Source organism: Kitasatospora sp. NPDC001159, from assembly GCF_053598235.1.
Map to the genome: position 1 here is coordinate 1 of NZ_JBSFJV010000007.1, position 12,428 is coordinate 12,428.

The window sequence follows — 12,428 nt, forward strand, 5'->3', positions numbered from 1 at the left end:
CGCCGGACCCTGACGGGACCGGCGGCGCGACGGTGCGTCAGGCGGCCGCCCGCTCCTGCCGCTCCTGGTGCTGGAGGATGCCGCTGGCCAGCAGGTACTGGGCCAGGACGTACGTCGCCATGATCCAGAACTGATGCCCCGGCAGCTCGCGCCACTTCGCCAGCTGGGTGGCGATCAGCGTGTCGGAGAGCAGGAACAGCGCCCCGCCCAGCCCGGTCCGCCAGCCCAACCCGGCCGAGGTGACGGCCGTCGAGGTGAGCAGCAGGCTGTAGCCCGCGACCGGGACCTTCAGGTCCCCGAGGTCCGGCCAGAGCCGGCTGACCAGGCCCACCCAGGCCGTCGCGTACGCGGCCGCGACCACCAGGGCGCGACGGCGGTCGGTGAGCGCCCCGCGCTGGACGAACATCGTCACGTAGCAGACGTGCGCCGCCGCGAACGAGCCCATGCCGGCCAGGAACGCGGGGTCGTTCTTCAGCTGCAGCAGCACGTCCCCGCCCGCGCTCGCCAGCAGCGCCGGAGCCAGCAGCTTCGGCGCCTGCCGACCGGCCGTCGTGGCCGCCGTCACGCTGTGCGCGGCCAGCAGCGGCATCAGGGCCGGCTTGGTGGCGTTCTGCAGCACCGAGGCGCCGGACAGGATCGAGCCCAGGTGCGCCGCCGAGGTGGCCGCGAACCCGCCGAGCAGGCCGGTGGCCGAACGCAGGCGGCTGCCGAGGCCGGCGGCGCGGGTGGTCGTACTGATACTCATGCGCCCGCCTCGCTGCGCTCGGCAGGGGCATTCGCCCATACGCACTTTTTGATGATTCGCTCGCTTCGCTCACTCATGTGGCGAGTGCCTCCGAGTCGCTCGGGTGGGGGTCCACCGACCCCAAAGGAGCCGATGGGGCCGGGGAAGAGCAGGTTACCCGTGCGTAACCCCGGCTGGGTACGGCGGATGACGGGCGGCCGGGTAGCGGAGGGTGCGCGGCCGCTTCAAGGGCTCCTGCGGAGAGTTCCTCAGGAGGGCGGTTGCTGCCACCGGGTGACCCGGTCACCGTCTAGTCTGGATCCCGACATGGAGCAGCAGGAGTACGCGGTCGGCGCCACCAGGATGGCCGTCGGCAGGCCGGACGGACGCACGGGCGGGGCAGGACGGGGAGCCGCCGACGCCGTTCTCGCCGTACGCGAAGCCGACTCCTCCCCGGGCTGCTCGCCGCCCGGCTCCGGGCCGGACCGCGACCCCGCCGATGCTGACGCGGTAGCCGAGCTCGCTCCCGAGGGTGGCGCTGACGGCCCGCAGGCGACCGGGGAGGGCCTCTCGCCCGACCCGGGGCTGCTGCGACTCGCCCACTGGTTCGCCGCCGCCACCCCCGGCACCGCGGACGACCTGTGCACCGCCTCCTTCGGCCTCTACCCCGCCCGCCACCTCGGGGCCCCCGCCGAGCCCGCCGACCCCGGCGTCAGCTGGTGGCACGGCCCGACCGCCCACGGCGGCGCCACCGTCCCGCGAGCCCGCGACGCCCGCACCGACGGCGGCCTGCGCCGAGCCCGGCGCGACGATGCCGCACTGCCCGTCGTCCGGTCAGGCGCCAAGCCGGGCAGGCCCGGCAGGCACCGCAAGCCCGAGCGGGTCCGGGCGCTCCCGGGCGCACCCGCCGAACCGCAGGATCGATCCGGCGCGGAACTCCCGGCCGCCGAACGCCGCATCGCCGCCCGGCTGTTGCTCGCCCACCCGCTGGTCACCGCCTCCGGCCCGCACGCCGACGGCTTCCCGCTGATCCGCCGTCACCGTGACTGGCTCACCGAGCGTTTCGACACCCTGCTCGGCTACCGGCTGGTCGTCGGCCCCTGGCACGCCCGGCTCTGCAAGGCGGGCCTCGGTCCCGGCGCCGCCCGCCGCCTCGAACACCCCGTCACCAACGCCCCGTTCACCCCGGCTGGCTACGCCCAACTCGCGCTCGCCCTGGCCCTGCTCGTCGACGCCCCGGAGCAACTCCCGTACGGACGCCTGCTCGACGCGATGCGCGCCGCGGCACCCGAACTCGCCGCCGAGCCGGCCGACCTCGCGATGGCACTCGCCGCGCTCGCCGCCTGGCAGGTGCTCGGCGACCTGCCGTCCGACCCGGCCGACGCCGACTTCGTGCTCACCGTCGACCGGGAACTCGCCCGCGCCGTCCCGGCCGGCCCGCCCGCCCTCGCCGACGACGCCGCCGACCTCATCCGCCGCGCCGCCGAGGCCGAGCCCGCCACCGCCGTCCGCCGCCTCCTCGCCGAGACGCCCGCCGTCCTCGCCGCCGACCTCCCCGAGGAGCGGCGCGCCTGGCTGCACGAGCACCGGCTCAGCGGCCCGGCCGCGCTCGCCGAGTTCCTCGGCCTCGAGGCCGAACTGCGGGCCGAGGGCGTCGCCCTGCTCGACCCGGCCGCCGAGCTCACCGACCTCGCCCTCCCCGGCGCCGGCACCCTCGCCCAGGCCACCCTGCTGCTGGTCGAGCGTCTGGTCGAGGAGGTCCGCCCGCTGCCCGGCGAGAGCGCCGACGGCGACGTCCCCGTCCCCGACGCCCTGATAGACGGCGTCCTCGGCGACATCACCGACGAATACGGCCTCCCCGCGCGCTACCTCGCCGACCGCACCGCCCTGCGCCGAGACGCCCTCGACCTCCTCCACCGCCTCGGCCTCATCACCCCCACTCCCCGCACCACCTGGCTCCTCCGCCCCCCGGCCGCCCGATACGCCCCGGCCCCCGACCTCCACCCCACCCCCAGCACCGGCCGCCACTCCCGCCCGGCGGCCCCGCCCCCGGCGGCGCGTGAGGGGCGGCGGGTGTAGGTGCTTCGCGTCTTCCCGCGCAGGGAACGCGAAAGCACCGCGTCCGGGGTGGACGGCGGTGCCGGGTGCGGCCGGCTACTTGCTGGCGGTGGTGGTGGCGAGGGGGCCGTGCTGGACGGTTTCGACTGTGGCGCCGACGCCGAGGGTGCCGAGGGCGATGGAGGCGAGGACGGCGGTGCAGGCGAGGAGGCGGCGGTGGTGCTGCGGGAGGGGGAAGCGCGGTTCCTGGTAGGGCGCCTGAGAGCTGGCGTTCATGACAGGGAGGGTCCCAGGGCGGTGTGAACGGTCGGTACGCGCGGGTGAAGTCCGGACGGGGGTTGGGCGTCGGTTGGCCGCATACGCCCCATCCTGCCGCCGGGTGGGGCGTATGCGCCGGTCAGTGGGTCGTCCGCATCGGCGAGGGCCTCGCCGACCGGCGACCCGTACGGCGGCCCGGAGGCCGCGGGCGGGGATGGGCGGGCGGCCGTGGACGGGTGTGGACGGGCCGGACAGGCGGGATTTCGCGGGTTCATGCGGGACTGCTCCGACAGCGGGAACGCTAGGTGTTCACCTGATTCTGGCGAGGAAGCCGGGGGCTTCAGCCCCGGGAGGAATCGGTTCCTTGTCTCGGAGCCACGAAGGGGCGGAGTGAGCTCCGGAGTTCTGTACGGGAGGCGATGTCAGTGGCCCCCGGTAGGTTGATCGTGTGCATCTGAGGTACTCGTATCGCATCTACCCGACGGTGGGCCAGCGAGCGGCGCTGGCCCGGACGTTCGGGTGCGCGCGGGTGGTGTACAACGACGCTCTTGCGGCGCGGAAGGATGCCCGGAAAGGAGGTTTGCCGTACCCGAAGAGCGCCGATCTCCAGAAGCTGGTGATCACGGCGGCGCCTGTTCCGCTTGCGGCGTCCTGCATGACCGTGACCTCAATGCTGCTCGCAACATCCTGGCCGCCGGGCAGGCGGACAGGCTAAACGCCCTTGGAGGGCCGGTCAGTCCGGGTGTGGCGATCCCACGCCAGGCACGGCCCGTTGAACGGGGAACCCACCTTGGCGACCTGCGATCCACGGGTGTCCGTGCCGCAGGCGCGGGAGGATGTCAAACCGGTGAGAAGGTCAAGCCGGAGATCGCACCGGAACCCCGGCCGACGGCCCTGGTTACGTGAAGCGCCGGATCCCCTACGCTGAGACACGGAGCGCCATCCGGACAGTGCCGTCCGGATGCCGTTGCGCTCCGCCGCCGGGGCGCTCACCGTGCCCGCGTTGGCCGCGCCGGTGTTCGCCCCGGGCCGGGCGGCCGCCGAGGAGGTGCCCTGGCCTGTGTCCGGAATCGTCAAACCGCTTCCTGCCGAGTGGTTCGTCCCGCACGACACCAATGCCGAGATGCGTTGGGAGGCTCTGCGCGACGCCGACGGCAAGGCCGCGATCGGCCGTCATGTGCCGACGGAACGGTTCTTCGTCCGCAACCACACCGGCACCCCGCTGATCGACCCGGACCGCTGGCGGCTGCGGCTGTTCGGCGGCGGCTTGCGCGGCGCGCCGACGGCCGAGCAGGCGGTCGAGTTCGGCCTGGCGGACCTGCGAGCCCTGCCGGCCACCCGGATCGACGCGGTGATCGAGTGCGCCGGCAACGGCCGCAGCTACTACCGCAGCCAGCAGCACCAGTCCGTGCCCGGCACCCCGTGGACGCTCGGCGGCATCGGCTCGGCGAGCTGGCGCGGGGTCCGGCTGGCCGAGGTGCTGCGGGCGGCCGGGCTGACCGACGGCGCGGTGGACCTGCTGCCGGTCGGCCTGGACCCGGACTACGTGGTCGGCGGCGTCAACTACGGCCCGGTGCGCCGCCCGCTGCCGGTCGCCAAGGCGCTGGAGGACGTGCTGCTCGCGTACGAGATGAACGACGAGCCGCTGACCCCGGACCACGGCGCGCCGGCCCGGCTGGTGGTGCCCGGCTGGGTGGGCATCGCCTCGATCAAGTGGGTCGGCGCCATCGAGGTGGCCGACCACCCGCTTCGCTCGCCGTGGAACACCGACTTCTACCGGATGTTCGGCCCGGACTACCCGCCCGGCGGCGGCGCCCCGCTCAGCACCCAGGTGGTGAAGTCCGCCTTCGAGCTGGCCGCGGGTGCGGTGCTGGAGGCCGGGCGAGAGCACCGGCTGCACGGACGTTCGTGGTCCGGCACCGCCCCGGTGAGCCGGGTCGAGGTGAGCACCGACGGCGGCCGGAGCTGGCGGCCCGCCGCGCTGTGCGAGGAGCCGCTCGCCGACAACTGGACGCGCTGGAGCATCGACTGGCGCCCCGAGCGGCCCGGCCCGTACGAGCTGCGCGCCCGCGCGACGGACCGCCTCGGTGGCACCCAGCCGGAGCGGGCGCCGTTCAACCGGGAGGGCTACCTGTTCGGCGCCGTGGTGGTGCACCCGGTGGCGGTGGTCTGACGAAGCCGGGGCTCAGCCGGTGGACTGGACCTCGTACGGGGCCGGGTAGTGGGTCTCGTACGGGGTCAGCACCAGCCGCACCACGTCCTCCAACCGCCGCCGGGCGTCCCCGAGGGTGGTGCGGCCGGTCACCCAGGCGGTCAGCTCCCCCTGCCAGGCGTGCGCGACGATGTGCCGCACCAGGTCGCTGGCCGCCGCCGGCACCTCGGCCGTCACCGCCTGCAGGGCGGCGCTGTCGGCCCGGGCCATCCCCTGCAGGGCCTCGCTGGCGAAGGGATCGGTGGAGGCGGCGACGGCCACCCGAAGCCGGGCCAGCTCGGGCTGGCGCTGGTAGGCCCGCATCCCGCCCCGGACGAACCGCACCGCCCGGTCGGTGGCCCCCAGCCCGGCGCGCGGTCCGCGCAGCTCGGCCACCAGGTCGGCCAGCAACAGGCGGTGCCACTCGGCGATCGCCGCCGCCAGGAGGTGGTCCTTGGAGGAGAAGTAGCGGTACGTCGTCCCCAGGGCGACTCCGGACCGCTCGCAGACCTGCTTCATCTGCAGCCGCTCGACGCCGATCTCGTTCACCAGGGCGAGCGCGGCCGCGATCAGGCTTTCGCGGCGTTCGAGCTGACGCGGAGACATCGCCTCCACCGGCCGTGGTGACAGGTCAACCTTGGTCACCCGCACCATGATACGGGCCGGGGCCGCTCAGGAGTATGACGCCGACCGGCCCCCTTCCGTTCGCCCGGCGGCCACCGGGGTGCCCGGGGCCGTCCGCCGGCTACGGCAGCCTGCGGATCAGCGCCTCCTGGACGGCCGAGGCCACCAGTCGGCCGTCCCGGTCGTAGAACTCGCCGAGCGACAGGCCCCGGCCGTCCGAGGCGGACGGGCTGCGCTGGGCGAACAGCAGCCATTCGTCGGCCCGGAACGGGCGGTGGAACCACATCGCGTGGTCCAGCGAGGCCATCAGCAGCCGGGGCGGTTCGGTGCGCTGGAAGAAGTTCGGCTGCTCGTGCAGTCCTGCGGTGGAGGCCAGCGTGAGGTCGGACAGGTAGGTGAGCGCGCAGGTGTGCAGCAGTGGGTCGCCGGCCGGGAACGGGGTGGCGATGCGCAGCCAGACGAACTGCTGCGGCATCCCGGGGACGGCCGGCGGCACGCCCGGGGCGTCCGCCGGGACGAAGCGCAGTTCGAGGTCGCGGAAGCCGTCGGAGTTCCTCATCGCGGCCTGCAGCTCCTCGTCCCAGTGCGAGAAGGCGTCGGGCAGGGACTCCGGGGCGGGCACCGGCGGCATCTCGCGGTGGCGCTCGCCGGTCGGCTCCGGGCGCTTGAAGGAAGCGGTGAGGCTGAAGATCTCGTTCCGGTCCTGCACCGCCCGGACCCGGCGGGTGGCGTAGGTGACGCCCTCGCGCAGCCGCTCGACCTCGTAGGTGATCGGCCGGGTGGGGTTGCCGGGCAGCAGGAAGTAGCTGTGCAGCGAGTGCACCGCGCGCGGGGCCTCGCAGCTGCGTCCGGCGGCTGCGAGGGCCTGGGCGGCGACGTGGCCGCCGAAGGCGCGCATCGGGGCCCCGGCGTGGCAGTAGCCCCGGAACGTGTTCTCGTCCAGCTGCTCGATCTCCAGCAACTCGGCGAACGGAGCGGCCGGGCGGGGCGCCTGCTCGGCCGGGGTCTGCTGTTCGGTCAGGTCGGTCACCGGCCCATAGTGGCAGAAGCCAACCGTACGGTGGTGTGTCCTGGGTAACACTCACAGGGTGTAGAACACGTTTCATTTCGATGTCGGCCCGATGGGCTGTCAGACCGGTGACCTGGCGTGCTCCGCATGACGCGTGCTCCGCATGACGTAATCCGCACACGCGTACGCCTTTCCGTGCCCGTCGGCTGTCCTGGGCGGCCGTCCGACGCTCGTCGAGCAGCTGTGCACGGATTTCAGCAAACGGCGTTCAGTGAACAGATTTCGAAATCTGTTCGCTGAAATCTGTCACCTGTTCGCGCACCGCCGTCCCCGTCGTGGCCGCCGCCGCGCTCTCGCGCTCGGAGACCAGCGGCTCGATGCCGCGCGGCACGGCCGTCACCGCGCGCCACCAGAGCCGCAGCGCCGGCGGGTCGACGGGCTCGAAGGGCTTGCCGGGGCGGGGGACCGCGAGGCGGGCGCCGAGCGCCTGGGCGGCGGTGACGACGCGCTCGGCGGGCTCCTCCCACGGGTGGGCCGCCAGGTTGAAGGTGCACCAGTGGATCGGCAGAAGCAGCTCGCCGCCCAGGTCCAGGTGTGCCCGGACGCCCTCCTCGGGGGTCATGTGCACCTCGGGCCAGAACTCGCTGTACGCGCCGACCTGCATCATCGTCGCGTCGAACGGTCCGAGCCGACGCCCGATCTCCGCGAAGCCGGGGAAGTACCCGGTGTCCCCGCTGTGGAAGATCCGGTGCCCGCCGCCCGCAACCACCCAGGACGACCACAGGAACAACGTGCTGGTGCGCGGCCCGCGGCTGCAGTAGTGCCGGGCGGGGGTGGCGGTCAGGGTCAGCCCGGCGACCTCGGCGGACTCCCACCAGTCCAGTTCGACGATCCGTCCGGCCGGCACCCCCCAGTGCTCCAGGTGCGCCCCGACCCCGAGCGGTACGGCGAACACCGCGTCGCTGCCGATCAGGGCCCGTACGGTGGCCATGTCCAGGTGGTCGTAGTGGTCGTGCGAGACCACCACCACGTCCACCGGCCCGAGTTCGGACAGCGGCAGCGGCACCGGGTGCAGCCGCTTGGGTCCGGTCCAGGTGAACGGGGAGCAACGCTCGCCCCAGACCGGGTCGATCAGCACGCGCCGCCCGCCGATCTCGGCGAGCACGGTGGCGTGCCCGAGCCAGGTGAGCCGCAGCCCGGACTCCGGTGGCGTGGCCAGGTCGACCGGCAGCAGTCGGTGCACCGGCACGGCGGCGGCTGGCGAGCGGCGGGTCTTGTCCCCGCCCAGCTGGGCGCGGGTGATCTCCAGCGGGCTCCGCTCGTACACCAGGCGGCGGGTCGGCACCGGGTTGCGGAAGGCGCCGTCGACGAACTGGGGCGAGCGGCGGATCCGGGCCAGCCGCTCGCCCCGGGGATCGGCCCCGAAGGCGTCGGTCCGGACCCGGTGCCAGGCCGCGCGGGGGAGTCCGGCCAGTCCGGGGACGGCGCGGTCGGCGACCGGCCCGGCGGACGGCGGGGCGAGCTGTGAGGTCAGACCGGCGAGACGGGAGAACCACGGGGCAGGGCGGGGCACGGCTCCTCCAGGGACGGTCACGGCTACCGGGGCATGCCCGGGCGCGCACCCTTGGGGCAGATGGGCCCACGTGGTACGACAACCATCTCGTCGGAGACTACTCGCCGTGGGCCGTCCGGACCCGGTGGAGAGTCCGGTACGGTCCAATCGGCGTACCCGGCGCGGGCCGGAACCCGGATCCGCGCTCCACGTGGAAGCCGGCGCTACGCGTACCAGTCGGCGTTACGCGTAGAAGCGGGTGATCGCCTCCGCGACGCAGTGCGGCTTGGCGCTCTGCTCGCTCATGATGGTGAACCGGACCACCGCCTGGACCCCGCCCGGCACCTCGGTGGCCGAGACCAGCTCGGCGGTGGCCCGGATCGCCGTGCCCACCGGCACCGGGGCCGGGAAGCGGACCTTGTCCGAGCCGTAGTTCAGTGCCATCCGCACGCCCTCGACGCTGTAGCACTCCTTGGCCAGCACCGGGATCATCGACTGGGTCAGGTAGCCGTGCGCGATGGTCGAGCCGAACCGGCTCTCCTTCGCCCGCTCCGGGTCCACGTGGATCCACTGGTGGTCCCCGGTCGCCTCGGCGAACAGGTCGATCTGCCGCTGGTCGATGGTGTGCCACTCGCTGGTGCCCAGTTCGGTGCCGACGGCGGCGGTCAGCTCGGCGAGGGAGGCGAAGGTCGTCACGGTGCGCTCCTGGAGGGGGACGGGCCCGGCGAGGGGCCAGGACGCCGGAAGCGTATGCCTACCCGTTGGTATCTGTCAGGAGCGGACGGGAAAAGGGAAGCGCGGAACGGCAGCGCGTCAGGGCCGCAGCGCCGCGTGCCCCGGCGAGCCCTGGCCGGTCGGGAACAGCCGCCGCCCGCTGACCAGCTCCGGCACCAGCGCGATGAACAGCGGCTCCGGATCGCCCACCCATGGCCGCAGCCCGGAGCGCAGCACCCGCCGCACCTGCTCGGGGTCTCGCACCGCGTCCGCCCGACCGTGCACCAGCACGCTCCACCCGGTGCGGGTGACCGGGTCCAGCAGATCGGCCTGGAAGGCCACCACCGTGCCGTCAAGCCCGCGCGCGGTGGCACTTCCCCGGCGCACGGCGAGCACCAGCCGCCCGTCCAGGACCTCGAAGGAGACCGGCAGGACGGCCGGCAGCGCGTGCTCGGTGTACACCACGCGCCCGACGGGCACGGTGCTGAGCAGCCGCAGGCACTCGGCCTCGCTCAGGGTCTCCACACGGTCCTCACGCTCCATGCGTCCGATCGTCCTCCGGTCGGTACGCGCGTCGATAGGGCCCATGGTCCCTGAGCGGACGGGTCGGGAGCCCCGTCGGCGGCCGCCCGGAGCGGTAGCCTGCCCGGCGGGTGGAGGAATGGTGGAGGAGGGGGCGGACGGATGGCCGGCGGGGTCGATCTGGTGGTGATCGGGGCGGACGGCGGGCCGGACCGGGCGTACGGGGGTTCGGCGCTCGCGCCGGACGGCGCCCGGCTGCTGGCCGAGGTGCTGCCCGGGATGTGCTTCGACACCGGCGCGGCCGGCTGTCGCGTCACCCGTACGGCGCCGTATGCGGACGCCAACGCGATACTCACCGCGGTCCGGGGCGCCGCCCAGCACCCAGGCCGATGGCTGGTGGTCTGCCTGGTCGGCCAGCTGGTCGCCGACCCCCGCGGTCGCCGGCTCGCCCTGGTCACCGGCGGCAGCACCCCCGACAACGCCTACCGGCGCGGCCTGGCGTGGGACTGGGTGGTCAGCGCGATGGTGCACGGCGACCAGGAGGAGGCGCTGCTGCTGGTCGACGCGGTGGCCGACCGCGACACCTGGACGGCGCTGGAGCGCGGCGGCGAGGACAGCGCGGGCGAACTGCTCAGCTACTCCCGGGTCCCGCTGTGGGGCCGGGTCGGCCGCTTCACCCCGGGCAGACGCGGCCGGGACGCCGTACTGCCGGGCGGCGATGGCTCGTTCAGCCGGGCACTCACCACTGTCCTGCGCCACGGCGTCCCGGGTGCTCCCGCGGCCGTCGCCCCGCTGGACCTCCAGCCGGCCGTCGCCGGGTTGCTGGACGGGGAAGAGTCAGCCGGTAGTTCGGGTGCGCCGGGCGCGCGCCTGCTCGTTCCGCCGCACGGCGGGCGCCTGTTGATGCGCAATCGGGCCGCGGTTCGGGGCGCATTGGCCGGATTGTCGCTTTCCGAAGAACTGTTGGCCGTTCTGTGGCGGGAAAGTGCCCCGACGGAACCGCCTTCCGCGTAAGGTCGGGGGGCCTGAGGTGTTGCCGTGATGGGGTGGGTTGGCGAAGAATCGATCCCCAGCGGAAACACCGGCGGGACGAAGTAAATCTTCTGGCGGCCGTGGATCACGGATCGGCTCGGTCGCGACGAGGTGGGGCGATGCGGCAGCGCGGAAATGTGTTGCGCCCTGGGGCCGTTGGGGTTGGTGGGGCGGTTCTGGTGTTGCTGCTCGGCGCTTGTGCGAGCGGTGGTGCCGACGGTTCCGTCGATCGTCTCGGTTCGGCTGCGCCCACTGTTGCGGGAGTGAACCCGTTAACTCCTTCGGGTGGTTCGGTAAACGCCACGATCGCGCCGACCGACGGCCCGGAAGGCGCCATGGCGCGGCTCGCCCTGAGTGCGTATCAGGACTGGTGGCAGGCCCAGACCGAGGTATTCGGGCGCACGGATTCGGACGGTTTTACGCTGCAGCAGTACTCCTCGGGCCGCGCCCTGTCCGACACCCTCGTCAGCCTCCGCCAACTCCACGAGGCCAAAGTGGTGATGACCGGGACGCCGCGCAATTCGGCGGTGGTGAAGGCGATTGATCTGAAAGCCGATCCGCGGACCGCCGTGATCGAGGACTGCGTCGATCTCTCCGGCTGGCATCGCGTCGATGCCGTCACCGGGGCCGCAAAGGATCCCGGGCAGCGCTTGAACCGGTACGTCGCGACCGCGTCCCTGCGCAGGTTCCAAGCACATTGGCTGATCTACGAGTTCACGCGGGAGGTGGACCGGACATGCTGAACGCGCGGAAACCGGCCGGGCGGTTCGCGGTCGTCGCGTCGTTGTCCGCCGGGCTGCTGCTGTCCTCGGCGGTGACGGCGACGGCGGACGAACCGCCGAGCGGCGGGGCCGAGCAGTGTTTCCCGAGCGTGATCTGCGCCCACGCCAGTTCCGGCGGAACGACGCCCGCGCCCGGAGCTTCGAATCCCGGTGGGGGCGGGGGCGGCGCAGTGGACCCGGGTCCGGAGCTGTGCAGTTACCACGACGTGCAGTGGGCGTGCCACGACCCGCAGTGGGGCTGGTTCGACAGCGACCGGGGGTGCTACTTCCGTCCGTTGGACAAGCAGCTTCCCGAGAGCGACGACGCGTGGAAGGGGCACAAGGCCTCGGAGGGCTCGCTCTACTCGAAGGTCTGCCCGCAGACGAACGGGGGCCAGGACGGCGCCGAGATCGAGTTCGTGCCCAACGGGCCCAACGGGCAGCGCCAGAAGACCCTGGCGGAGCTCAAGCAGGAGGCCTTCGACCAGGTCAAGCTCCCGGCGCCGGTGGGCCGCGTCGCGCCCGGCGGGACGGCGGTGGTCAAGGCACCGGTCTGGCTCTGGGCGGAGAACTCGGTGCCGCCCAAGCCGGGGTACGCCGAGTCCGGGGGAGTCTCGGTCACCGTCACGGTCCGACTGACCGGCACCACCTGGGACTTCGGCGGCGGCCAAACCGCGGAGTGCGCGACGGCCGGGACGCCGTACGACCCCACGTACGGCGCCGCCAAGTCCCCGGACTGCGGCTACGAGTTCAAGGTCGGCTCGGGCACGAAGCAGAACGGCGTCTTCAGCGCCACGGTACGGACGCGCTGGGCGGCCGACGTGGTCGTCACGGGGCCGAAGCCTGCGACCTACACGATCGACAAGCTCAAGCAGGACAGCGAACCCTTCGCGGTCAAGGTCGCCGAGGTGCAGGTCCTCAACTGACCGCGCCACGACGGCGATTCGACCACTGACGAACCGGAAGCGAACGAGGGAAGGGCG

The 12,428-nt window shown here is 73.4% G+C and carries 13 protein-coding genes; 6 read left to right on the forward strand and 7 right to left on the reverse strand.

Annotation, left to right across the window (positions count from 1 at the left end):
• Positions 1-37 precede the first annotated feature (37 nt).
• The gene (locus tag ACWC9T_RS05725) at positions 38-745 is read right to left on the reverse strand and encodes a lysoplasmalogenase (RefSeq protein WP_449819784.1); all 708 of its coding nucleotides are present in this window, start codon (positions 743-745) and stop codon (positions 38-40) included.
• Positions 746-1,051: 306 nt separating this feature from the next.
• On the opposite strand from ACWC9T_RS05725, the gene ACWC9T_RS05730 reads away from it, so the two are divergent.
• The gene (locus ACWC9T_RS05730) at positions 1,052-2,803 is read left to right on the forward strand and encodes a DUF2398 family protein (RefSeq protein ID WP_449819785.1); all 1,752 of its coding nucleotides are present in this window, start codon (positions 1,052-1,054) and stop codon (positions 2,801-2,803) included.
• 75 nt (positions 2,804-2,878) lie between these two features.
• On the opposite strand, the gene ACWC9T_RS05735 is transcribed toward ACWC9T_RS05730, so the two are convergent.
• Positions 2,879-3,058, reverse strand: a complete 180-nt coding sequence (locus ACWC9T_RS05735; RefSeq protein ID WP_449819786.1) for a hypothetical protein — start codon at positions 3,056-3,058, stop codon at positions 2,879-2,881.
• 466 nt (positions 3,059-3,524) lie between these two features.
• On the opposite strand from ACWC9T_RS05735, the gene ACWC9T_RS05740 reads away from it, so the two are divergent.
• Both ACWC9T_RS05740 and ACWC9T_RS05745 read left to right on the forward strand, forming a co-directional pair.
• Entirely contained in the window at positions 3,525-3,755 is a 231-nt protein-coding gene (locus ACWC9T_RS05740) for a helix-turn-helix domain-containing protein (protein ID WP_449819898.1), read from the forward strand.
• A gap of 246 nt (positions 3,756-4,001) precedes the next feature.
• Positions 4,002-5,213 carry a sulfite oxidase gene (locus ACWC9T_RS05745; protein WP_449819787.1) on the forward strand — a complete coding sequence of 404 codons (1,212 nt, stop codon included), beginning with the start codon at positions 4,002-4,004 and terminating at the stop codon, positions 5,211-5,213.
• A gap of 12 nt (positions 5,214-5,225) precedes the next feature.
• Here the strand turns inward: ACWC9T_RS05745 and ACWC9T_RS05750 are convergent, their stop codons facing one another.
• The 5 genes from ACWC9T_RS05750 to ACWC9T_RS05770 form a co-directional block, all read right to left on the reverse strand.
• Positions 5,226-5,876 (reverse strand): TetR/AcrR family transcriptional regulator, encoded by a 651-nt coding sequence (locus ACWC9T_RS05750; RefSeq protein WP_449819788.1) that lies wholly within the window; start codon positions 5,874-5,876, stop codon positions 5,226-5,228.
• Positions 5,877-5,976: 100 nt separating this feature from the next.
• Positions 5,977-6,885: an acyl-CoA thioesterase gene (locus tag ACWC9T_RS05755; RefSeq protein WP_449819789.1), complete on the reverse strand. Its 909-nt coding sequence runs from the start codon at positions 6,883-6,885 to the stop codon at positions 5,977-5,979.
• 247 nt (positions 6,886-7,132) lie between these two features.
• Complete coding sequence (locus tag ACWC9T_RS05760; RefSeq protein WP_449819899.1) at positions 7,133-8,338, reverse strand: MBL fold metallo-hydrolase; 1,206 nt, start codon at positions 8,336-8,338, stop codon at positions 7,133-7,135.
• 321 nt (positions 8,339-8,659) lie between these two features.
• Entirely contained in the window at positions 8,660-9,112 is a 453-nt protein-coding gene (locus tag ACWC9T_RS05765; protein ID WP_449819790.1) for a MaoC family dehydratase, read from the reverse strand.
• Between the two features lie 117 nt (positions 9,113-9,229).
• On the reverse strand, positions 9,230-9,673 hold the full coding sequence (locus ACWC9T_RS05770) for a pyridoxamine 5'-phosphate oxidase family protein (protein ID WP_449819791.1): 444 nt from the start codon (positions 9,671-9,673) through the stop codon (positions 9,230-9,232).
• A gap of 141 nt (positions 9,674-9,814) precedes the next feature.
• On the opposite strand from ACWC9T_RS05770, the gene ACWC9T_RS05775 reads away from it, so the two are divergent.
• The 3 genes from ACWC9T_RS05775 (at position 9,815) to ACWC9T_RS05785 (ending at position 12,371) form a co-directional block, all read left to right on the forward strand.
• Entirely contained in the window at positions 9,815-10,666 is an 852-nt protein-coding gene (locus ACWC9T_RS05775) for a hypothetical protein (RefSeq protein ID WP_449819792.1), read from the forward strand.
• A 137-nt stretch (positions 10,667-10,803) separates the two neighbouring features.
• Positions 10,804-11,427, forward strand: a complete 624-nt coding sequence (locus ACWC9T_RS05780; protein ID WP_449819793.1) for a hypothetical protein — start codon at positions 10,804-10,806, stop codon at positions 11,425-11,427.
• Positions 11,421-12,371, forward strand: coding sequence for a hypothetical protein (locus ACWC9T_RS05785; protein WP_449819794.1), 951 nt, complete (start codon positions 11,421-11,423; stop codon positions 12,369-12,371). The genes ACWC9T_RS05780 and ACWC9T_RS05785 overlap by 7 nt, the downstream gene beginning before the upstream one ends.
• Positions 12,372-12,428: the final 57 nt, after the last annotated feature.

What these genes read in the sequence shown, in the direction of transcription:
- ACWC9T_RS05735 (WP_449819786.1), bottom strand. Translation starts at nt 3,058, where the DNA reads ATGAACGCCAGCTCTCAGGCGCCCTACCAGGAACCGCGCTTCCCCCTC.
- ACWC9T_RS05780 (WP_449819793.1), top strand. Translation starts at nt 10,804, where the DNA reads ATGCGGCAGCGCGGAAATGTGTTGCGCCCTGGGGCCGTTGGGGTTGGT.
- ACWC9T_RS05770 (WP_449819791.1), bottom strand. Translation starts at nt 9,673, where the DNA reads ATGGAGCGTGAGGACCGTGTGGAGACCCTGAGCGAGGCCGAGTGCCTG.
- ACWC9T_RS05775 (WP_449819792.1), top strand. Translation starts at nt 9,815, where the DNA reads ATGGCCGGCGGGGTCGATCTGGTGGTGATCGGGGCGGACGGCGGGCCG.
- ACWC9T_RS05785 (WP_449819794.1), top strand. Translation starts at nt 11,421, where the DNA reads ATGCTGAACGCGCGGAAACCGGCCGGGCGGTTCGCGGTCGTCGCGTCG.
- ACWC9T_RS05725 (WP_449819784.1), bottom strand. Translation starts at nt 745, where the DNA reads ATGAGTATCAGTACGACCACCCGCGCCGCCGGCCTCGGCAGCCGCCTG.
- ACWC9T_RS05730 (WP_449819785.1), top strand. Translation starts at nt 1,052, where the DNA reads ATGGAGCAGCAGGAGTACGCGGTCGGCGCCACCAGGATGGCCGTCGGC.
- ACWC9T_RS05745 (WP_449819787.1), top strand. Translation starts at nt 4,002, where the DNA reads ATGCCGTTGCGCTCCGCCGCCGGGGCGCTCACCGTGCCCGCGTTGGCC.